We start from the raw sequence: 20338 nt of genomic DNA, 5'->3' as shown, positions 1-20338 counted from the left end.
TCCGCTCGACGACGCTTCCGCCGCGCGTACGTCCACGCGCCCGTACCCGGGGAGTCCCATGTCCAGCACGCCTCTCGCCGCCATCCCCTCACCCAGGTCCGCCCCCACGTTCCGGGGCCGGATCGGCCGCGACGCGCGCAGCGGGCACTATGCCGTGCCGCGCCGCTACCGCCTCCATCTCTCCACCGCCTGCGCCGACGGCCTGCGCATCGCCGTCACCCACAGCCTCCTCGGCCTCGACGAGAGCTGTCCGGCCGTGTTCCTCTCCGCAGTACCCGACTGTCCGAGTGGTGGACACTCCGCGCTGCGCCCGCTCTACGAGGCGAGCGCGCACCGCTACTCAGGACCGGCCGCCGCGCCGGTGCTCAGCGACGACTGGTCCGGCCGGATCGTCAGCACCCACGCCCCCGACATCATGCGCGACCTCGCCCGGCACTTCGGCGAGGGCGGACCTCAGCTGTACCCCTGCGGCGCCGAGTCGGAGATCGAGGCCGTCGAGCGGCTGTGCGCCGAAGGCATCGAGGACGCCGCGCAGCGCGCCGGTGCGGCCGGTGTCGAACAGGACGAGCGCGACGAGGCGTTGGGCCGGTTGCTGGAGACGCTCGGCTCACTGGACCGCTGGCTGGACGGCCGCGAGCACCTGATCCGGGACGAACTCACCGCTGCCGACGTCGAGTTGTGGGTGTCACTGGTCCAACTCGACACCGTGCACCGCAACCACCTGGACGCCGCCGCCGTGCAGCGCATCGCCGACCACCCCCACCTGTGGGCCTACGCCCGCCGGCTGGCCGCCCACCCGGCCTTCGGCACCCACCTCGACCTCGACGGCATCGCCCGCCGCCACCACGCCCATTGCCGGGGTCTGGAGGCCGCCGGTGCCGCTGTCCAGATCCTGGACTGGGCAGCCCACGCGGCGGACGAAACGGGAGCTTGCCGCAGCTGAGCGCGTTCTGTGGCGTCCAGTTGCTGGACGGCCCATTGACATACGTTCGGACAATTGTCTTAACTTGCGACCCAGAACGGTCATGAGTGTCAGCGACGAGCCCTGGCTTGCTGACCGGCAACCCTCGCACGCGGTGGGGTGCCCCAGGTGACGACCGGACCGGATGACGTTCGGTAAGCGCGAGGCCCCACGGGGCCGGAACAGTGACAGGTGACGCCATGTACGCAGCTCCCAGGACGGCCACATGCCGCCCGCAGGGCTGCGTACTGTCGTACGCCAACCTGTTCGTCGCCGACCGCGCTGTCGATCTGCTCCGGGTCAGCAGCGCACTGTGTACCGCGTCGGGCCGCGCCCGCTGTCGGGTCTGACGACCAGTCGGCCGACGCACTTCTGACGCACACCCGATCCCGTCGGTGTGCCTGCCCCCTCCCCGCCCCCGGTCCCGTGCACCCGCGCGTGCCGTCCGCCGTCGCGCGTCCACCGCCACGGACCGGGGTCTGTGAACCTGCCGGAGCCCACCATGAGTGAACCCCCAGGCACCACCGTGTCCCTGGCCGACGCCCCGTCGACTGATGTCCCGTCAAAACCCCTCACCGCACAGCGCGTTCAGCCGCTGCGCCGCCCCGGCCGGTGGCTCGTCACCCTGGTCGTGCTGGTGCTGGTCGCCCAGTTCATCCACGGACTGGTCACCAACTCCTTCTACCAGTGGGACCGCTTCGGCTACTGGTTCCTGCGCCCGACGATCCTCGACGGACTCGTCATCACCCTCGAAGTGGCCGCGCTGAGCGCCGTGTTGGGCCTCCTCGGCGGCATCCTGCTCGCCCTGGCCCGGCTCTCCAAGAGCCCGGTGCTGCGCGCGGCGAGCTGGACCTACGTATGGGCGCTGCGCTCGATCCCGCTCATCGTGGTGCTGATCTTCCTCTACAACTTCAGTGCCCTGTACCAGACCCTCAGCATCGGCGTCCCCTTCGGCCCCGCCTTCTTCTCCTTCGACGAGTCGAAACTCGCCACCGACATGGCCGTCGCCGTCGTCGGCCTCAGCCTCAACGAGGCGGCCTACGCGGCCGAAGTGGTCCGCGGCGGCATCCTCTCCGTCGACCAGGGCCAGCACGAGGCGGCCTCCGCCCTCGGCCTGCCGAAGAGCTACCAGTTCCGCAGGATCGTCTTCCCCCAGGCGCTGCGCTCCATCACCCCGAACTACGTCAACCAGCTGATCGGCCTGATCAAGAGCACCTCCCTGGTCTTCTACGTCTCGCTGCTCGACCTGTTCGGCTCCGCGCAGACGATGGGCTCCACCTACCCCGGCGACATCGTGCCGCTGCTCCTGGTCGTCACCGTCTGGTACCTGATCCTGACCAGCGTCGTGTCCGTCATCCAGTTCTACGTCGAGCGGCACTACGCCCGGGGCGCCACCCGCTCCCTGCCGCCGACCCCGATCCAGAAACTCCGCGCCGGTGTCACCGACCTGCGGGCCCGCATCCGCAGGGAGGCCTCGATATGACCGTGAAAACAGCCGAACCGCTCGCGGACATCACGCCCGCCGCCGTAGAAGTGCACGACGTGCACAAGTGGTACGGCGCCCACCGGGTCCTGGACGGCGTCGACTTGACGGTACGACCCGGCGAGGTCACCGTGATCCTCGGCCCTTCCGGCTCCGGGAAGTCCACGCTGCTGCGGGTCATCAACCACCTGGAGAAGCCCGAGATCGGCTACGTCAGCGTCAACGGCGAGCTGATCGGGGTGAAGCAACAGGGCGGCAGACTCAAGGAGTTGAGCGAGCGGGCCATCCTCGCCCAGCGTGGCCGGATCGGGTTCGTCTTCCAGAACTTCAACCTCTTCCCGCACCTGACCGTCCTGGACAACGTGGCCGCCGCCCCGGTCGCCACCGGCAGGCTCGGCAAGCCCGAAGCCCTGGAACTGGCAAGGGAGTTGCTCGGCCGGGTCGGTCTCGCCGAGAAGACCGGTGCCTACCCGAGGCAGCTCTCCGGCGGCCAGCAGCAGCGCGTGGCCATCGCACGCGCCCTCGCCCTGCGCCCAGGCGTCATCCTCTTCGACGAGCCGACTTCCGCCCTCGACCCCGAACTCGTCGGTGAAGTCCTCGCCGTCATCAAGGACTTGGCGACCAGCGGCACCACTCTCGTCATCGTCACCCACGAGATCGGCTTCGCCCGCGAGGTCGCCGACCGGGTCGTCTTCATCGACGGCGGAAAGATCGTCGAGCAGGGCCCGCCCCACGAGGTCCTCGACGAGCCACAGCACGAACGGACCAGGGACTTCCTCAGCAAGGTCCTCTGAACCCCGCCTTCACTCTCCACCTTTTACAGGCCCGCACTCCCACCTTCACCAGCCCCGAACACCGAGCCTAGGAACAGCCATGTCTCCCCTCAGCCTTCGCAGCAGACTCACTCGCGGACTCACCGCCGGCACCGTCGTCGCCTCCCTCGCGGGCGGGCTCGCCGCCTGCGGGGGAGACAGTGACGCGGCCACCACGTCCGGCAACGCCGCCTCCGGCACGGTCACCGTGGGCGCTCTCTCCAACGGCGCCGCCAAGGAGGCCACGCTCAAGGTCGCCGAAGTGAAGTCGATCAGCGCCGAGTTGCCCAAGTCCATAGCGAAGAGCGGCACGTTGGAGATCGGCGTCGGCTTCCTGCCCGCCGGTTCCCCGCCGCTCGGCTACGTCGGCTCGGACCAGAAGACCCTCACCGGTTCGGAGACCGACATCGCCCGCCTGGTCGCCGCCGTCCTCGGCCTCAAGCCCGAGCTGAAGAACTCCACTTGGGAGAACCTCTTCATCGGACTGGACAGCGGCAAGGTCGACGTCGCCTTCTCCAACGTCACCGACACCGAGGAGCGCAAGGCGAAGTACGAGTTCGCCTCCTACCGCGAGGACAACCTCGGCTTCGCGGTCAAGGCCGACAACTCCTGGAACTTCGACGGCAATTACGAGAACCTCGCCGGCGAGACCGTCGCCGTGGGCGCGGGCACCAACCAGGAGCGGATCCTCCTGGAATGGAAGAAGAAGCTGGCCGCCGAAGGCAAGAAGGCGCTCGCCGTCAAGTACTTCCAGGACAACAACAGCACCTACCTCGCGCTGGCCGCCGGAAAGATCGACGCCTACCTCGCCCCGAACCCCTCGGTCGCCTACCAGGTCTCCTCGACCAAGGGCTCCGCGAAGGCGGTCCGTAACGCGGGCACGTACTCCGGCGCCGGATCCTCCCTCCAAGGTCTGATCGCGGCCACCGCGAAGAAGAACAGCGGCCTCGCCAAGCCCCTCGCGGACGCCATCAACTACCTGATCAAGAACGGGCAGTACGCCAAGTGGCTGGCCGCCTGGAACCTCTCGAACGAGGCCGTCGCCAAGTCCGAGGTCAACCCGCCCGGACTGCCGGTGACCGACTCCTGACCCACCCTCTCGGCAAGGGGACCCCGCCACGTCGCGGCGGGGTCCCCACCCGCGCGACCAGTACTGGAGCCGTCACCCGATGTCTTCCACCGCCAGCATCGCAACCACCACGTCCACGTCCGCGTCCACGTCCCACGTTCTGGACAACCCCGCCTGGGCCGCGCTCACCGGCCCGCACGCCCACTTCGCCGAACGCGTCGGCCGCGCCGCCCGCTACCCCGTCGACGTGGCCGGCTTCAACGCCATCACCGACAACGACGACCCACGCGCCTGGGCGGACCTGGCCACCCTCGTCGGCCCCGGCGGCACCGCCGCCGTGCGCGGGGTGAGCGAGGTCCCCGACGGCTGGGAGATCGTCCGCTCGGGGCAGGGCGTCCAGCTCGTGGACACCGCACTGCGGGCCGAGCCCGACCCCGAGGCCGTACGCCTCGGCCCCGACGACGTACCCGAGATCCTCGACCTGGTCGCCCGCACCGAACCCGGCCCCTACCTGCCCCGCACCGTCGAACTGGGCACCTACCTCGGCATCCGCGAGGAGGGCCGGCTGATCGCCCTGGCCGGCGAACGCCTCCACCCGCCCGGCTGGACCGAGATCAGCGCCGTGTGCACCGACCCCGACCACCGGGGCCGGGGCCTGGCCACCCGCCTGGTCCGCGCGGTCGCCGCCGGTATCAAGGAACGCGGCGAGCACCCCTTCCTGCACGCGGCGGCCACCAACACGAACGCGATCCGGCTGTACGAGTCGATCGGCTTCACCCTGCGCGCCCGCACCGTCTTCTCGCTCGTCCGCCACACAGGTCCGACTGCCGCCGCCGATCCGGAAGAAACGGCATAGCTGTGCCGTTGCCCCTTATGAAGCCGGAATCTGTGGAGGTGGAGCACATGTGTGGCGCATCCGTCCTCCACGTGCGACTCACCACGCGGCAGCACATAGACCTGCTGCGCGTGGCCGGCGCGCTCTGTCGCCCCTGACCCGTTCCCTCAGCCGCCGTGTGCCCAAGTCCATGGGCCGGCGATCTCGTACGGACTTCCAGGAAGGCACCCACTCGTGTCATCGACCTCCCCTTCTCCCTTGCATCTCGCCGTCGCCCTCGACGGCACCGGCTGGCACCCCGCCTCCTGGCGCGAGCCGGTGGCCAGGCCCCGCGACCTGTTCACCGCCGCGTACTGGGCCGACCTGGTCGCCGAGGCCGAGCGCGGACTGCTCGACTTCGTGACCTTCGAGGACGGCCTCGGCCTCCAGTCCTCGCACTACGGCGAGCTGGACGGCCGCACCGACCAGGTCCGCGGACGCCTCGACGCCGTGCTCATCGCGGCCCGTATCGCACCGCTCACCAGCCACATAGGCCTGGTCCCGACGGTGGTGTCCACGCACACAGAGCCGTTCCACATATCCAAGGCGATCGCCACCCTCGACTACGTCAGCACCGGCCGCGCGGGCCTGCGCGTGCAGCTCTCCGCCCGCCCGCACGAGGCCGACCACTTCGGACGCCGCACCTTCGAGCCGATCAGCCTGGAGAGCCTGCGGACCGAGGCCGGACAGGAACGGCTCTCCGAGCACTTCGACGAGGCCGCCGACTACATCGAGGTCGTGCGCCGCCTCTGGGACAGCTGGGAGGACGACGCCGAGATCCGGGACATCGCCACCGGCCGCTTCGTCGACCGCGACAAGCTGCACTACATCGACTTCGAGGGCCGCCACTTCAGCGTCAAGGGCCCCTCCATCACCCCCCGCCCGCCACAGGGACAGCCGGTCGTCAGCTCCCTCGCCCACCAGACGATCCCGTACCGGCTGGTTGCCCGCGCCACCGACGTCGGCTACGTCACCCCGCACGACACCGACGACGCGCGGGCGATCGTCGCGGAGATCCGCGCCGAGCAGCAGACCGCCGGACGCGCCGACGAACTCCTGCACATCTTCGGCGACTTGGTGGTCTTCCTCGACGACGACGAGGCCACGGCGGTGGCCCGCCGCGAACGCCTCGACGCCCTCGCGGGGCAGCCGTACACCAGCGACGCCCGCATCTTCACCGGTACCCCCGCCCAACTCGCTGACCTACTCCAGGAGTTGCAGGCGACAGGCCTGACCGGCTTCCGGCTGCGGCCCGCCGTCGCGGGGCACGACCTCCCGGCGATCACCCAGGGGCTGGTTCCCGAACTCCAGCGCCGGGGCGCCTTCCGCCAGGCCTACGAGGCCGACACCCTGCGCGGCCTACTGGGGCTCGCCCGCCCCGCCAACCGCTACGCCGCTGCCGCAGCCACCGCCTGAGCCGGAGGGACCGTACGACATGAGCAAGCCCCTGAAGCAGATCCACCTGGCCGCCCACTTCCCCGGCGTCAACAACACCACCGTGTGGAGCGACCCCGCGGCCGGCAGCCACATCGAGTTCAGCTCCTTCGCGAAGTTCGCCCGCACCGCCGAGCGCGCCAAGTTCGACTTCCTCTTCCTCGCCGAGGGGCTGCGGCTGCGCGAACAGGGTGGGAAGATCTACGACTTGGACGTGGTCGGCCGCCCCGACACCTTCACGATCCTCGCCGCGCTCGCCGCCGTCACCGAACACCTCGGCCTGACCGGCACCATCAACTCCACGTTCAACGAGCCCTACGAGGTGGCCCGCCAGTTCGCCAGCCTCGACCACCTCTCCGACGGTCGCGCGGCCTGGAACGTCGTCACCTCCTGGGACGCGTTCACCGGCGAGAACTTCCGCCGGGGCGGCTTCCTGCCGCAGGACGAGCGCTACTCCCGCGCCAAGGAGTTCCTCGCCACCACCCAGGAACTCTTCGACTCCTGGCACGGCGACGAGGTCGTCGCCGACCGGGCGAGCGGTACGTTCCTGAGCGATGCCAAGGCCGGAGCCTTTGTCCACCAGGGCCAACACTTCGACATCCAGGGCCAGTTCAACGTCCCGCGCTCCCCGCAGGGCCGCCCGGTGATCTTCCAGGCCGGCGACTCCGACGAGGGCCGTGAGTTCGCCGCGTCCAGCGCGGACGCCATCTTCAGCCGGTACAGCACCCTCGGCGAGGGCCAGGCCTTCTACACCGACGTCAAGTCCCGCCTCGCCAAGTACGGCCGCAGGTCGGACCAGTTGCTCATCCTCCCGGCCGCGACCTTCGTGCTCGGCGACACCGACGCCGAGGCCGAGGACCTGGCCAAGGAGGTGCGCCGCCAGCAGGTCAGCGGCGCCACGGCCATCAAGCACCTGGAGTTCGTCTGGAACCGGGACCTGTCCTCCTACGACCCGGACGGCCCGCTGCCCGACGTCGACCCGGACGTCAGCGAGAACCACATCTCCAAGGGGCGTGCCCAAGTCCGCATGTACCGCGATCCGTTGGCGACCGCCCGTGAATGGCGCGAGCGGGCGGAGGCGAACGGCTGGTCCATCCGAGACCTGGTCATCGAGACCGGCAACCGGCAGGCCTTCATCGGCTCCCCGTCCACGGTCGCGAAGACCATCAACGACTTCGTGCAGGCCGACGCCAGCGACGGCTTCATCCTCGTCCCGCACATCACCCCGACCGGCCTCGACCCCTTCGCGGACAAAGTGGTCCCGCTCCTCCAGGAACAGGGCGTCTTCCGCACCGAGTACGAAGGCCCGACCCTGCGCGACCACCTCGGCCTCGCCCACCCGGACGACGTGCGCGAGGAACGGGCGGCATCGTGAAGTTCCTCGCGATCACCCTCATCGTCCACCGCCCGGACCCGACGACCGGCGAACAGAAGTCGACGCACGAACGCTTCCGCGAAGTCCTCGACAACGCCCTGCTGGCCGAGGAGTTGGGCTTCGACGGCTTCGGCGTGGGGGAGCGGCACGAGCGGCCCTTCATCTCCTCCTCGCCGACGGTGGTCCTCAGCCACATCGCCGCGCTGACCCGCCGCATCCGCCTCTTCACGGCGGTCACCACCCTGAGCCTCCTCGACCCGGTCCGGGCCTACGAGGACTACGCGACCCTCGACCATCTCTCCGGCGGACGCCTCGACTTGATCATCGGCAAGGGCAACGGCACCGCCCAGCGCGAGCTGTTCCACGTCACGCCCGAGGACCAGTGGGAGCGCAACGCCGAGAGCTACGAGGTGTTCCGGCAGCTCTGGCGCCAGGACAAGGTGACGGCGAGGACGCGGTTCCGCCCGGAGCTGAAGGACGCGGAGGTGTGGCCGCGGCCGTACCAACAACCCATCCGGGTCTGGCACGGCAGCGCGACGAGCAAGGAGAGCGTCGACCTCGCCGCCCGCTACGGCGACCCGCTGTTCTCCGCGAACGTCACCAACCCCATAGAGCCGTATGCCGAGTTGATCCGCTACTACCGTGAACGCTGGGAGCACTACGGCCACGACCCGGCGGACATCGCGGTGGGCGCGGGCACGGCCGGCCTCTACGTCGCCCCCACGACCCAGGAGGCGCTGGCCGCCTACCGGCCGGTCTTCGAGAACAACCTCGCCTTCCAGCAACAGGTGGGCCTGCCCATCGTCTTCGAGACCCTGGAGGACTACGTCGAGCGCAGCTCCGCACTGATCGGCAGCCCGCAGCAGGTCATCGACAAGGTGCACCGTTACCACGAGCAGTTCGGCCACACGGTGCTCCATCTCCACGCGGACGCAAGCGGTTTGACGTATCGTCAGCACCGGGACTCGCTGGAGTTGTTCCAGTCGGCGGTGACTCCGGTACTGCGCAAGGACATCCCGGACCCGCCGTTCGACTGGGGACCGGTCCTGCCCGAGCCCGCCTCCGCCGCCGACCACTGAGGAGTGAGTGAGCACATGTCTCCCGGCATCCCCCTCGGCGTCCTCGACCTGGTCCCGATCTCCTCCGGCTCCACCGCGCCCCAGGCTCTTCGCAACTCCATCGAACTCGCGCGCCGAGCTGAGGAGTTCGGCTACACCCGCTACTGGTTCGCCGAGCACCACCTCAACCCGGGCGTCGCGGGCACGTCCCCCGCGGTTGTCCTGGCGCTGACGGCTTCCGCCACCTCCACGATCCGGCTCGGCTCCGGAGCCGTACAACTCGGCCACCGCACCGCCCTGTCCACGGTCGAGGAGTTCGGCCTGATCGACGCGCTGCACCCCGGCCGCTTCGACCTGGGCCTGGGCCGCTCCGGCGGCCGTCCGTCACCCCCGCTGCCTTCGGCGACCCCGATCGTCGACGGCAAGGCCCCCAACGGCCTGCGCATCCCACCCCGTTTCTCCTTCGAACGCCTCCTCGGCTCGCCCCGATTCGCCCTCCAACGCAAGCTACTCCTGCTGCCCGACGCCAAGTCCCAGGACTACGCGGAGCAGGTCGACGACGTCCTCGCTCTGCTGGCCGGGACCTACCGCTCCCCGGACGGCATCGAGGCGCATGTCGTACCGGGCGAGGGCGCCGACGTAGAGGTGTGGATCCTGGGCAGCAGCGGTGGCACGAGCGCCGAGGTCGCGGGCCGCAACGGCCTGCGCTTCGCGGCGAATTACCACGTCAGCCCGGCCACCGTCCTTGAGGCGGCGGACGGTTACCGCGCCGCGTTCCAGCCCTCCGACGCCCTCGACAAGCCGTACGTCACCGTCTCGGCCGACGTCGTCGTCGCCGAGGACGACGAGACGGCCCGCGAACTCGCCACCGGCTACGGCCTGTGGGTGCGCTCCATCCGTACGGCGGAGGGCGCCATCCAGTTCCCGACGCCGCAGGAAGCCCGCGCCCACGTCTGGACGGACGAGGACCGCGAACTGGTCCAGGACCGCATCGACACCCAGTTCGTCGGTGCACCCGGCCGGGTCGCCGACCAGCTGGAACAACTCCAAGAGGCCACGGGCGCCGACGAGTTGCTCATCACCACGATCACCCACGATCACGCGGACCGGGTGCGCTCGTACGAGTTGCTCGCACAGGAATGGAGCCGCCGGGGTTACTCCTCCCAGTCGAGCTGATGCTCCGGGGTCCCCATGGAGCGCCCGTAGGCGACTGCTTCGGCGCGGCCGGCTTCATCGCCGCGCCGATAGCGGAACACTCTTCCGGCGAAGACGACCACCCGCTCATCGCCGACCGTGAAGTCGGCGTACCAGCCATGAGCCGGCTCCAAAGCGGCGGCAAGCGCGTCCGCGATCGGACCTGCGGCACTGTCGTCGTCGGTCTCCCACTCGACGAACGTCCAGGCGTCGGGCTGCCCGGCCGTCGCACTCGCCGAGTTGTCGACCCGCTCGACCTTCCGGATGCGCAGTCCGTGCGGCGCGAACACGGCACCGGGGCGCAGGCTTTCACCGAGAACGTAACCCGTGATCATGACCCGTCTCCTTCTCGACTCGGTACGGCACTCTGCCATGATCGATGCCATGGACGTCCGTATCGAACCCGCCGATGTCACCGACCTCCACCAGGTCCTGGAGGACCACGCACGCTACTGGGGAGAGCGTGACCTTCGCGCCCTCCATCTCACCGCGCTGGTGCAGGAGTTCGGGTCCACCTGTCTGGTCGCCCGCGCCGACGACGGCATCCGTGGCTACCTCTTCGGGTTCGTCACGCCCGACCACACCGGCTACGTGCACCTGGTGGCGACCCGGGACGACGCACGCGGTACCGGTCTCGGCCGCAGCCTCTACCCGGCGTTCATTGAGGCCGCCGCACGGCAGGGCGCGGTCCGCCTCAAGGCCATCACCTCGGTGACCAACGAGGGTTCGATGGCCTTCCACCGCACCCTCGGCTTCGACGCACGCGTTGTGGAGGACTACGACGGACCGGGCAGGCCACGTGTCGTCTTCACCCGGGACCTGCTGCCCCGCTAGCCCGGCACAGGTCCAGCAGCCGCCACCCGCTCTCCCCGGCGAACCACTCCGCGTGCCCCACGTAATACTCGTACGCCAGCCGGGTGTTCTCCGCCGACCGCGTCACGCCGTGGAAGTAGCCCAGCTCCGACAGCGCGAACTCGGCGTGGACCAGGGGGAGTAGGGCCGGGAGCGCTTTCGACTCGGCAGGGCTCAGCGGGCGTACCGACTGATAGCCGTCCAGAAGAGCGAGCGCATCCTCCTCGCGGACCGGGAAGCCGGGCTGGAGCCACTGGACGGTGTTGCGTTCGATGGCCGTGGCCAGGTCGTGCACGGCGGTCGTGCGGTCGCTCATGCCGAAGTCGAGGGCCGTTGCGACCGAACCGTCCTCGTTCCAGAGGAGGTTCGAGGCATGCCAGTCGTTGTGGGTCCAGAGAGGGGTGAGGCCCGGGAGGTGCGGCGCCAGTTCCTCGTACAGCGGGAGCAGGGCGCGGCGCGTGTCCTCCCGCCAGGGGAACTCCGCCAGCCCCTTGGCCAGTTGGGGGCGTTCCTCCACGTAGCGTTCCAGCTCCGCCTGCGGGTCGTCCGAGGCGAACACCGTGAACGACGCGACCAGCGGCTGTACTTGGCGGCGCGGTGCGTCGAAGCCCTCCGCCGCCAGGTGCAGGCGGGCCAGCGCCTCGCCGGCCGCTCTCGCGTGGGCGGGGGAGCGGAACGGGGACCAGGACAGGGCGTCGCGGTAGAGGTCCGTGCCGACTCCGGCCGAGTGCACCTCGTACGTCCACTCGCCGCGTGTCGCCGCGTCCAGCACCTCGACGACCGGGGCGCCGCGCAGCCGTAGGTGCCGTAGGAAGGCGTGTTCCTCGGCCAGGCCCTCTGTCGTGCGGACGGAGGTGTGGTGGCGCTTCACGAAGAGGCGGCGGTTGGACCGTTCCACGACGGCCGCCGCTGACAGCGGGCGCGGGCTGCGCCACACCACTCGGGCCGGGCCCACGATGTCCGTGACCTCGGTGTCCGTCAGGGGTGGCCAGTCGGGTTCGACCGGGTCGGTGCCCAGGCCGTGGGCGAGGTGGGAACTCATGGTGTGCGCACCGCCGTTGTGCCGCGCAGGGCGTCCAGGACGCGGCGTTCCGTCGACGCGAAGTCCGGGTCGGTGAAGTCGTCGGCGCCGCGCGGGCGGGCCAGCGGGACCTCGACGCGGTCGACGATCGTGGCCGGGCGGGGGGACAGGACGTGCACGGTGTCCGCGAGCAGGACCGCCTCGCGGATGTCGTGGGTGACCAGGACCACGGTCCAGCGGTGGCGCTGCCACATGCCGGCCAGCCACAGCTGCATCTCGGTGCGGGTCAGGGAGTCGAGCGCGCCGAAGGGTTCGTCGAGGAGCAGGACCGGTCGCTCCAGAACCACCGTACGGAGCAGGGCCGCTCGTTGCCGCATACCGCCGCTGAGTTGGGACGGGTACGCCTTCTGGAAGCCGTCGAGGCCGAAGTCCGCGAACAGGGCGTCGGCCCGTCGCCGTGCCTCCTTCTTCCCAACTCCCTGTGCCTCAAGGCCCAGTGCCGTGTTGTCGAGCACGGTCCGCCACGGGAAGAGGAGGTCTTTCTGCGGCATGTACGCCACCTTGCCCGACTCCACCCCGGCTGGCTCGCCCTCCACCAGGACCCGGCCGGTCGTGGGACGGTCCAAGCCGGAGACCAGGTTGAACAGGGTGCTCTTACCGCTGCCGCTCGGGCCGATCACCGCCGCGAACTCGCCCGGTTCCACGGCGAGTTCGAGATCCCGCAGGACCTCCAACTGCCCGAAGGACTTGCCGACGCCCTCGATACGCAGACTGCTCATGACGACCTGTCCTCCTTCAATGCCCGCTCCCACGGGAGTACCAGCCGTTGCAGCAGATAGGTCGCCCCGAACAGGGCGATACTCAGCGCGGCCGTCACCGCGACCGCCGCGAACACCAAGTCCGTGCGGAACGCGCTCTTCTGCGCCTGCATATAGATCCCGAGGCCCGCCTCCGCGCCCGCGTACTCGGCGAACACGGCGCCGACGACGGCGTAGGTGATGCTCACGCGCAGCCCGGCGAAGAAGTACGGCATCGCGCTCGGCACCCGGACCAGCCGGAACGTCCACCAGCGGCCCGCGCCGAGCGAGCGCAGCAGTCGCATCGCCTCTCGGTCCGTGGCCGCGAAGCCCGCCGCGAGGTTCGCGGCGAGTGGGAAGAACGTCGTCAGGGTCACCACCAGCATCTTCGGCAGCAGCCCGAAGCCGAACCAGATGATCAACAGTGGTGCCACGGCCACGATCGGGATGGTCTGCGAGGCGACGAGCAGCGGGTACAGGCCCCGGCGGGCCGCCGAGGAGAAGTCGAGGAGCACGGCGACCAGCCACGCCGCCGCGAACGACAACGCGAAGCCGAGCAGCGTCTCCTGGAGGGTCGGGAGCGTCTGGTCCCACAGGTCCTGGCGATTCAGCCAGCCCTGCTCCACGACCCGGGCGGGGGAGGGGAGCGTCGTGGGGTCGACTCCGGCGGCGGTGACGTAGAGCTGCCAGCCGCCGAGGACCACGGTCAGGACGAGGAGCGGCGGCCACAACGACCGCAGGATCGGCCTCACTTGGCGTCCGGGAGGTAGGCGTTGGTGAAGAAGGTCGACGCCTTGGGGGCGGACGTCAGCTTCTTGCCGTCGGCGTCGACCAGGAGGCCCGCCTTGTACTCGAAGTCCGCGAAGGCCTGCCAGCGCTCAGCGCTCTGCGTGCCGATCGAACCGTCCGCGCCCTTGTAGTACTCCTTGGCCAGCAGCGCCTCGCTCTCCTTCACCAGCTTGGTGTTGGTGAGCACGCTCTTGTTCTGCGAGATGAGCAAGTCGGCTGCCTGGGAAGGGTGTTCGGCGGCGTAGCGGTAGCCCTTGTCGACTGCGGCCAGGAACTTCTTCGCGACCCCGGGGTTCTTCTTCAGGAACTGGTCCGAGGACGCGACGAGCGTCGAGTAGATCGCCGGGAAGCCGTAGTCGGAGAGCTGGAAGTTCTTCAGCGGCTTGCCGCTCAGCTTCGCCTCCAGCCCTTCCCAGGTCGGCATCGGCATCGCGAAGTCCGCCTTGCCCGCGTAAAGCGCCGCGTACGCCGAGGTGTTGAGGGTGACCTGCTTGAACTCGCCCTTGCCGCCCGCGTTCCGGATCACCTTCTGCAGCAGCGGCTTCTCGTACGGCGCGCCGAAACCGGCGTACGTCGTGCCGTCCAGGTCCTTCGGCGTAGTGATGTCGGACCGGTCCGCGCGCACCGCGATCGTCACGTCCGTCTTCTGCGTCACCGCGTAGACGGAGGTGATGTCCTGCCCGGCGGCGCGCGCGGTGGTGATGCCCTCCTGGTACGAAATCCCGAAGTCCGCCTTGTGGTTGGCGATCAGCGTCTCGGGCGCGGTCGAACCGTACGGCACGATCTTCACGTTGATCCCGGCGGCCTTGAACCAGCCCTTGGCCTGGGCGACGTAGATCCCGGTGTGGTTGGTGTTGGGCGTCCAGTCCAGGGCGAGGGTGACGGTCGTGGTGCCGTCCTTCGTGGCGGCCGTGGAGTCGGCGGAGCAGCCGGTGACGGTGACTGCGGCGAGGGCGGCGGTCGCGGCCATGACGGAGAGGGCGGTACGGCGTTGCATGTCGGGTCCTTCGAGGGGTGGGAGGGCTGGCGGGTCGGTCCGGTCAGGGCCGACACAGCGCGCTGCCCACCCGCATGAAGTCGACGGCCAGACGCCGGGTCAGCGTCCGCGCCTGGCAGGCCAGGGGTCTCATGTGGCCACGTCCAGCAGGCCGTTGGTGAAGGACCTCGCCCAGTCGCGGTCGTCCGGGATCGCACCGTTCTCGGCGAGCCAGTGCGCGTACGGGCCCATCCGGCCCTCGTCGATCACACCCCAACGTCCGTCCACGTCCGTCCAGGTGGGCGCGATCAGCGCCAGGGAACGGGCGATCAGCGGACGCGGGAAGTACGGGATGACCTGCTCCAGCAACTCCAGGGTGGCGTCCGGCTCTTGGGCGGCGGCCGCGTAGCCGCGAGCCGTCACGGCGAGGAAGTCCCGTACGAGAGAAGGGTGTTGGTCGAGCAGCGTCTCGTTCGTGCCGAGCAGGTAGCTGTGGTAGCGCGGGGCGCCGATCTCGTCGACCGGCCAGGTCACCCGCTGCTCCTCGGGCAGATCGCCGCGCAACGCGTCCCACGACCAGTAGTTGCCGAAGGTCGCGTCCGCCTCGCCCGCCGCGATGTCGTCCACGGTCAGCTCACGGCTGCCCGCGTCCACGCTGATCACGGCGTCCGGGTCACCTCCGTCGGCCGCCACCAGGTGACGCACCAGGGCCCGGCCGCGCGGGGTCGGGTTGTAGGCGATACGACGGCCGGACAACTCGCGGGGGCGGGTGATCCCCGTCGACGTGGTGGTCTGGATCGCTTCCAGGCCCCGGTGATTGATCGCGGACACGGCGATCAGCGGCTGGCCGTGCTCCGCGCGCCGGGCCAGCAGCCGGTTCGGCGGGAAGATCCCGAAGTCCACCTCGCCCCGGGCCAGGTACTCCAGCGTGTCCCCGCGTCCCGGATCCTGGACCACCAGCTCGACATCCAGACCGCCCTCGGCGTACCAACGGCGGGCACGGGCGACGTACAGACCGGCTGAATTCGGCCATGGGTGGAAATAGTCGAGCATGACCCGTATGTGCGGCATGGGGGTACTCCGGAATGTGCGCAGGCGTGACGGCGCCTGAAGGGAGGTGAGGGAGGGGGCGCGCGGAGGCGGTGGATCAGTGCGTGCGACAACAACAGGAGCTGCGCGCCGGGGTGTTGACCACCGGATGCTGGGGCTCGACTGCTGCAGACACGTGAACTCCTACGCGGGCGCTGAGGCGCGAGTGGTGCGGTCGGCGTCCCCATGGGGGCCGGACTCTCGACGAGCCGGTCCCAGACGCCCTCTCAGCCCAACCGGGTAGGGGCTCCCGCGTAGATGGCCGAAAGATAACCGCACTACCCGGATTCTGTGCAAGCAGGATCCGATATCCGAGACGGTCATGCCCGAGGCGTGAGACGCCCAGCTCGCGGGCGTACGATCGGCCGCCATGACCACCTCCCTGCTGCCCGGCCCGCTGGTCGACGACACCTGGCTCGCCGCGCGTCTCGACGATCCCCGGCTGGTCGTCCTCGACGCCACCACGCTGCTGCCCTCACCCCGCGAGGACGGCGACCACCGCTCCGTGAGCGGGCGCGGGGCATGGGCCGAGCGGCATCTCCCCGGATCGCGACACGCCGACCTGACCGGCGAGCTCTCCGACCACGACGCGCCGTACCACTTCGCCGTGCCGTCCCCCGAGGCCCTCGCCGCCGCACTGGCCCGGCTGGGCGTGGGGGAGGGCAGCGAGGTCGTCTCCTACGACAGTGGCGGAGGCATCTGGGCCGCGCGGCTGTGGTGGATGCTCCGGGCGATCGGGGTACCGGCGGCGGTGCTGGACGGCGGTCTCGAAGCGTGGGAGACGGCCGGCCGTCCGCTCGCCTCCGGCGATGACACCGACCCGGTCCCGGCCGTCCGTCCCGTGACCCCCGTCGTACGTCCGGATCTGTGGGTCGGCGTCGAGGACGTGGCCGCCATCAGCCGCGGCGAACGCCCCGGCACTCTCGTGTGTGCGCTGCCCTCCGGGGGTTACGACGGCTCGGCCCCCACGCGCTACAGCCGTCGCGGGCACATCCCCGCGAGCCGTAGCCTCCCGGGCCGGGGTCTCCTCGACGAGGCCGGACGCGTCCTGCCGCCCGAGGAGCTCGCGGCCAAGGTCGGCGCGGTCCTCGACACCGACGACTCACCGGTCGTCCTGTACTGCGGCGGCGGCATCTCGGCCGCGGGCGCCGCGCTCGCGCTCACGCTGCTCGGCCGTACGGATGTGTCGGTCTACGACGGTTCGCTGGAGGAGTGGTCCAAGGACCCCGCGCGGCCACTGGAGTTGGGGAACTAGAGCCCAAAACCCCGTGAGGCCAGGGGAGTTGGAAGCGTTGAACGCAACGCTGTGGCCGGAGCTCGTATCCCTCCCCCGAAGGCTACGAACTCCGGCCGCTTCCCCCGGCGCCGGACAGTGGTCCGTCCGTCCGCGTGCGGCTGTACCCATGCTGTTACCAGCACATCACCGCGGTGTCCCCCGACCTCCACGTGGAGTACAGGCGCACACGGACGAAGTAGTGGCGGCCCTTGACGAGCCTGACCTTGAGTGTGGCGTTGTGCGGTGTGCCCCCGTCGTCCTGCCCGGCGAGGAAGCGCGGTTCGCCGTCCCGTTCCTCGAAGACCACGACGACCGTGTCGCTGTCCCCGAAGGTGCCGACGGCGTACTCGCGCGTCTGGGTCGGCTCGATCGCGAAGTCGGCCTGCTCGCCCGGTCCCAGGCGCAGTGGCGCCGACCGGAACGGCACCAGCTCGGCCGGCCCGGGAGGGCCGACCGGCGGGTACCAGCGCAGGACGAACTCCTTGTCGGAGGGGGAGAGGCTGCCGTGCGGGTGCAGACCCGTGCGGTACTCCTCCGGCTCCAGGATCAGTCCCGACGCGAACGGGAACTCCATGACCGACTGCGGGTCCCAGACGGAGCCATTGACCTCGTCCGGGTCGAGCTTGCGCAGGATGTTGAAGCGGGTCCTGTCCCGGCTCCAGAAGTTCGGCGGGCCCGCCAACTCGGCGTAGACGGCCTCGTCGTCCCAGTGGATACCGGCGAACGGGCTCTGGTGCTCGTGCAGCAGTCCCAGGGCGTGCCCGATCTCGTGCAGGGCCGTACCGCGTTGTCCGGGCGCGGTCAGGTCCCAGCCGAAGTTCATCGTGCGATCGGACAGGCCGATCGTGAGCGCGTCGCGGCCCACCGCCGACCAGGAGCCGTCACCGGGCTGGAACCCGATCCGCAGCTCCGCCTCCGAACGGTCCCCCACCTCGGCGAAGTTGACACCGATGCCGAGGCCCTGCCACTCACCGAAGCACTCGCGTACGACGTCCTGCTGCTCCTTGGCGCCGCCCCACGGCACCCGCCGCATCTCGCCGGTCCCGGGAACCGGGATGACGGAGGCGTCGGTGACCGCGGTGTTCTCATTGTTCTTGGTGTCTTCGGCGTCGAAGAAGTAGTAGTGCAGGACCGTGCCGTTGACCCACATCCGGCTTCCGCCGACGAGCGCACCGCGCCGCTCGGCAGTCAGTCCCGGTCCGAACTCCGGGGCCGACTGCTGCGCGAGGGAGCAGTAGCGAGCGGTCATGCGACCAGATTGCCGGTGACCGTACCCGGGCGCCTGAGTCGAGGGCTACTCAAGTCACCCTGTATCAGGCGTGAGTAGCCGCACTCATATCTGTGTGATGACTTGCGAACAGGACGCGAAGACCCTGGAACTGCCCTGGCCGTTCACCGGCCGGGAGGACGAACTGGAGCTGATCCGCGGTTCGTTGACGGCTGGACGGCCCGGCATCGTGGTGACCGGTCCGGCCGGCCGCGGCAAGACCCGCCTGATGACCGAGGCCGTCCGGGGCAGCGACTGCGCCAGGATCACCGGGACGCCCGAGACCCGCTCGCTGCCCTTCGCCGCGTTCGCACACCTGCTCCCCGAAAGCGTCACCCTGCACCGCGCGGTCCAACTCCTGTCCGGTGTACGGCTGATGCTGGTCGACGACGCCCATCTGCTCGACGACTCCTCGGCCGCGCTCGTCCACCAACTCGCCGTCCACGGCCGGACCCGCCTGGTGGTCGTGGTGGCCGACGGCCACCCGGTACCGGGTGCGGTGTCGCGCCTGTGGACGGGGGAACTGCTGCCGCGCCTCGCGCTGGAGCCGCTGCCCCGGGAGGAGACGGCGCAGTTGCTGGCTCTGGGCGCCGGCGGCCCGCTGGAACCCCTCACCGTGAACCGCCTCTACGCCCTCTGCCAAGGTGATCTGCGCCTGCTGCGCGACCTGTTCGGCGCGGTGCGCGAGGGCGGACTGCTGACCCGGGCGACCGACTCCGACGAGTGGACGTGGCGCGGCCCGGTGCCGGTCACCGCGACGGTTCGCGAGCGCACCGCCCAAGTCCTCGCCCACACCGGCCCCGAGGAGCGCGAGAGCCTCGAACGCCTCGCGTTCGCCGAGCCGTTGGCGGCGCCCCTGGGCGACTTCGACCTCGATCTCCTCGAACGCCTGGAGACCGAGGCCCTGATCCGCGTCGACGACCAGGGCGCCGTCCGTCTCGCCCACCCCCTGCACGGCCCCGCACTGCGCGCCGCGGCCGGCCGGCTCCGGGCCCGCCGCCTGGCCCGCACCCCGGACCAGTGCACCTCGGCCCTCGCGGCCGAACGCGCCACGCTGACCGACCGCATCGACCGCACCGACGTACGCCCGCTGCCGACGCCCGTGGGGGAGTGGCTGGTGGCGGAGGGCGCACCGGTACCTGCCGGGTACGCGGCCGTCCGCGCCCGGTTCGCGCGACTGCGGGGCGAGCTGCGCGAGGCGGCGGCCTGGGCACGGGAGGGACTGCGGCAGACCGCGGGCAACCGGGCCTGCGGGGTCGAACTCGCCCTGGCCGCCGCCCAGTCGGGCGACGTCCCGGCCACCGACGAGGCGCTCGCCCACCGCCCTCCGTCCGCCGACGCGGGCAGCTGGCTCGCGGCGGCCCGGGGCGATGTGGAAGCGGCCCGCGAGATCGTGGACGGCAGGTGGAGCGAGGGCGAGGAGAGCCGTGGCCTCCCCGCCGAGGACGGCAGGCCCGCCGCCTACGTCCTCTACGACGCCGTACGCCTCGGCGCTCCCGAACGCGTCGCCGGTCGGCTCGCCGAACTGCCCGGCGACGGACCGGCCGTCCTCGCGAGGCACGCGGAGGCGCTGGTCGACGGGGACGGCCCCGCGCTGGACAAGGTGGCAGGGGAGTTGGAACAGCGCGGCTTCCTGCTGTTCGCGGCCGAGGCACACGCCCAGGCCGTACGCGCGCACCGCGACCCCCGCGCCGCCCGCATGTCCCGCACCCGCGCGGTCGCACTGGCCCGCCGCTGCCAGGGCGCCCGCACCCCGGCCCTGTCCGGCCTCGTCCTGGGCGAACTCACCGCCCGCCAGCGCCAGATCGTCACCCTCGCCGCCGCGGGCCTCAGCAACCGCCAGATCGCCGACCGCCTCACCCTGTCCGTCCGCACCGTCGGCAACCACCTCTACAGCGCCTACGCCCGACTCGGCGCGAGCGACCGCGGCGCACTGCCGTGGCTGGTGGAACTGCCGGCGGCGTAGTCGGCGTGAGGGCACAACGGTCCGATCCGCCCGCCCGGCGGGTCG

20 protein-coding genes and 1 riboswitch are annotated in these 20338 nt (G+C 70.5%); of the genes, 13 read left to right on the top strand and 7 right to left on the bottom strand.

Features of this window, described 5'->3' with window-relative positions; all coding sequences use genetic code 11:
- The first annotated feature begins 58 nt into the window (after window positions 1-58).
- The 10 genes from SPR02S_RS26930 (at window position 59) to SPR02S_RS26890 (ending at window position 10242) form a co-directional block, all read left to right on the top strand.
- Entirely contained in the window at window positions 59-943 is an 885-nt protein-coding gene (locus tag SPR02S_RS26930) for a glutathione S-transferase C-terminal domain-containing protein (protein WP_019060121.1), read from the top strand.
- A 78-nt stretch (window positions 944-1021) separates the two neighbouring features.
- Window positions 1022-1129: riboswitch (SAM riboswitch) on the top strand.
- A gap of 334 nt (window positions 1130-1463) precedes the next feature.
- Window positions 1464-2444 carry an amino acid ABC transporter permease gene (locus tag SPR02S_RS26925; RefSeq protein ID WP_026150891.1) on the top strand — a complete coding sequence of 327 codons (981 nt, stop codon included), beginning with the start codon at window positions 1464-1466 and terminating at the stop codon, window positions 2442-2444.
- On the top strand, window positions 2441-3238 hold the full coding sequence (locus SPR02S_RS26920) for an amino acid ABC transporter ATP-binding protein (protein WP_019060119.1): 798 nt from the start codon (window positions 2441-2443) through the stop codon (window positions 3236-3238). Before SPR02S_RS26925 ends, SPR02S_RS26920 begins: the two co-directional genes overlap by 4 nt.
- 79 nt (window positions 3239-3317) lie before the next feature.
- Entirely contained in the window at window positions 3318-4346 is a 1029-nt protein-coding gene (locus tag SPR02S_RS26915; protein WP_019060118.1) for an ABC transporter substrate-binding protein, read from the top strand.
- 79 nt (window positions 4347-4425) lie between these two features.
- The gene (locus SPR02S_RS26910; RefSeq protein WP_019060117.1) at window positions 4426-5181 is read left to right on the top strand and encodes a GNAT family N-acetyltransferase; all 756 of its coding nucleotides are present in this window, start codon (window positions 4426-4428) and stop codon (window positions 5179-5181) included.
- Between the two features lie 17 nt (window positions 5182-5198).
- Window positions 5199-5318: a putative leader peptide gene (locus SPR02S_RS66190; RefSeq protein WP_366096911.1), complete on the top strand. Its 120-nt coding sequence runs from the start codon at window positions 5199-5201 to the stop codon at window positions 5316-5318.
- Window positions 5319-5394: 76 nt separating this feature from the next.
- On the top strand, window positions 5395-6615 hold the full coding sequence (locus tag SPR02S_RS26905) for an LLM class flavin-dependent oxidoreductase (RefSeq protein WP_052347050.1): 1221 nt from the start codon (window positions 5395-5397) through the stop codon (window positions 6613-6615).
- A gap of 19 nt (window positions 6616-6634) precedes the next feature.
- The gene (locus SPR02S_RS26900) at window positions 6635-8008 is read left to right on the top strand and encodes an NtaA/DmoA family FMN-dependent monooxygenase (RefSeq protein WP_019060114.1); all 1374 of its coding nucleotides are present in this window, start codon (window positions 6635-6637) and stop codon (window positions 8006-8008) included.
- The gene (locus tag SPR02S_RS26895; protein ID WP_019060113.1) at window positions 8005-9087 is read left to right on the top strand and encodes an LLM class flavin-dependent oxidoreductase; all 1083 of its coding nucleotides are present in this window, start codon (window positions 8005-8007) and stop codon (window positions 9085-9087) included. The genes SPR02S_RS26900 and SPR02S_RS26895 overlap by 4 nt, the downstream gene beginning before the upstream one ends.
- Before the next feature lie 15 nt (window positions 9088-9102).
- Window positions 9103-10242, top strand: a complete 1140-nt coding sequence (locus tag SPR02S_RS26890) for an LLM class flavin-dependent oxidoreductase (RefSeq protein ID WP_019060112.1) — start codon at window positions 9103-9105, stop codon at window positions 10240-10242.
- Here SPR02S_RS26890 and SPR02S_RS26885 read toward each other — a convergent pair.
- Window positions 10221-10595: a hypothetical protein gene (locus SPR02S_RS26885; RefSeq protein ID WP_019060111.1), complete on the bottom strand. Its 375-nt coding sequence runs from the start codon at window positions 10593-10595 to the stop codon at window positions 10221-10223. The genes SPR02S_RS26890 and SPR02S_RS26885 overlap by 22 nt on opposite strands.
- A gap of 49 nt (window positions 10596-10644) precedes the next feature.
- On the opposite strand from SPR02S_RS26885, the gene SPR02S_RS26880 reads away from it, so the two are divergent.
- The gene (locus SPR02S_RS26880) at window positions 10645-11094 is read left to right on the top strand and encodes a GNAT family N-acetyltransferase (protein ID WP_043258520.1); all 450 of its coding nucleotides are present in this window, start codon (window positions 10645-10647) and stop codon (window positions 11092-11094) included.
- Here SPR02S_RS26880 and SPR02S_RS26875 read toward each other — a convergent pair.
- The 5 genes from SPR02S_RS26875 to SPR02S_RS26855 form a co-directional block, all read right to left on the bottom strand.
- On the bottom strand, window positions 11069-12154 hold the full coding sequence (locus SPR02S_RS26875; RefSeq protein ID WP_019060109.1) for a phosphotransferase enzyme family protein: 1086 nt from the start codon (window positions 12152-12154) through the stop codon (window positions 11069-11071). The two genes, SPR02S_RS26880 and SPR02S_RS26875, sit on opposite strands and share 26 nt — an antisense overlap.
- Window positions 12151-12912, bottom strand: coding sequence for an ABC transporter ATP-binding protein (locus SPR02S_RS26870; protein ID WP_019060108.1), 762 nt, complete (start codon window positions 12910-12912; stop codon window positions 12151-12153). The genes SPR02S_RS26875 and SPR02S_RS26870 overlap by 4 nt, the downstream gene beginning before the upstream one ends.
- On the bottom strand, window positions 12909-13682 hold the full coding sequence (locus SPR02S_RS26865) for an ABC transporter permease (RefSeq protein WP_019060107.1): 774 nt from the start codon (window positions 13680-13682) through the stop codon (window positions 12909-12911). The genes SPR02S_RS26870 and SPR02S_RS26865 overlap by 4 nt, the downstream gene beginning before the upstream one ends.
- A complete protein-coding gene (locus SPR02S_RS26860; RefSeq protein ID WP_019060106.1) occupies window positions 13679-14716 on the bottom strand; it encodes an ABC transporter substrate-binding protein in 1038 nt (345 codons plus the stop codon). Before SPR02S_RS26860 ends, SPR02S_RS26865 begins: the two co-directional genes overlap by 4 nt.
- Before the next feature lie 129 nt (window positions 14717-14845).
- A complete protein-coding gene (locus SPR02S_RS26855) occupies window positions 14846-15766 on the bottom strand; it encodes an ABC transporter substrate-binding protein (protein ID WP_019060105.1) in 921 nt (306 codons plus the stop codon).
- A gap of 388 nt (window positions 15767-16154) precedes the next feature.
- Here SPR02S_RS26855 and SPR02S_RS26850 point away from each other — a divergent pair, with 388 nt between their 5' ends.
- A complete protein-coding gene (locus SPR02S_RS26850) occupies window positions 16155-17039 on the top strand; it encodes a sulfurtransferase (RefSeq protein ID WP_019060104.1) in 885 nt (294 codons plus the stop codon).
- Between the two features lie 154 nt (window positions 17040-17193).
- Here SPR02S_RS26850 and absR1 read toward each other — a convergent pair whose 3' ends face one another.
- Window positions 17194-18309: a beta-glucuronidase AbsR1 gene (absR1, locus tag SPR02S_RS26845; RefSeq protein WP_019060103.1), complete on the bottom strand. Its 1116-nt coding sequence runs from the start codon at window positions 18307-18309 to the stop codon at window positions 17194-17196.
- A 97-nt stretch (window positions 18310-18406) separates the two neighbouring features.
- Between absR1 and SPR02S_RS26840 the strand changes: the two genes are divergently transcribed.
- Window positions 18407-20293 carry a LuxR family transcriptional regulator AbsR2 gene (locus SPR02S_RS26840; protein ID WP_019060102.1) on the top strand — a complete coding sequence of 629 codons (1887 nt, stop codon included), beginning with the start codon at window positions 18407-18409 and terminating at the stop codon, window positions 20291-20293.
- The last annotated feature ends 45 nt before the right edge of the window (window positions 20294-20338 follow it).

The sequence above is a fragment of the Streptomyces prunicolor NBRC 13075 genome (genome assembly GCF_000367365.1).
GTDB classification, from domain to species: Bacteria; Actinomycetota; Actinomycetes; order Streptomycetales; family Streptomycetaceae; genus Streptomyces; species Streptomyces prunicolor.
The sequence above is the reverse complement of the archived record's forward strand: the minus strand, read 5'-3'. Positions and strand labels throughout refer to the sequence as shown.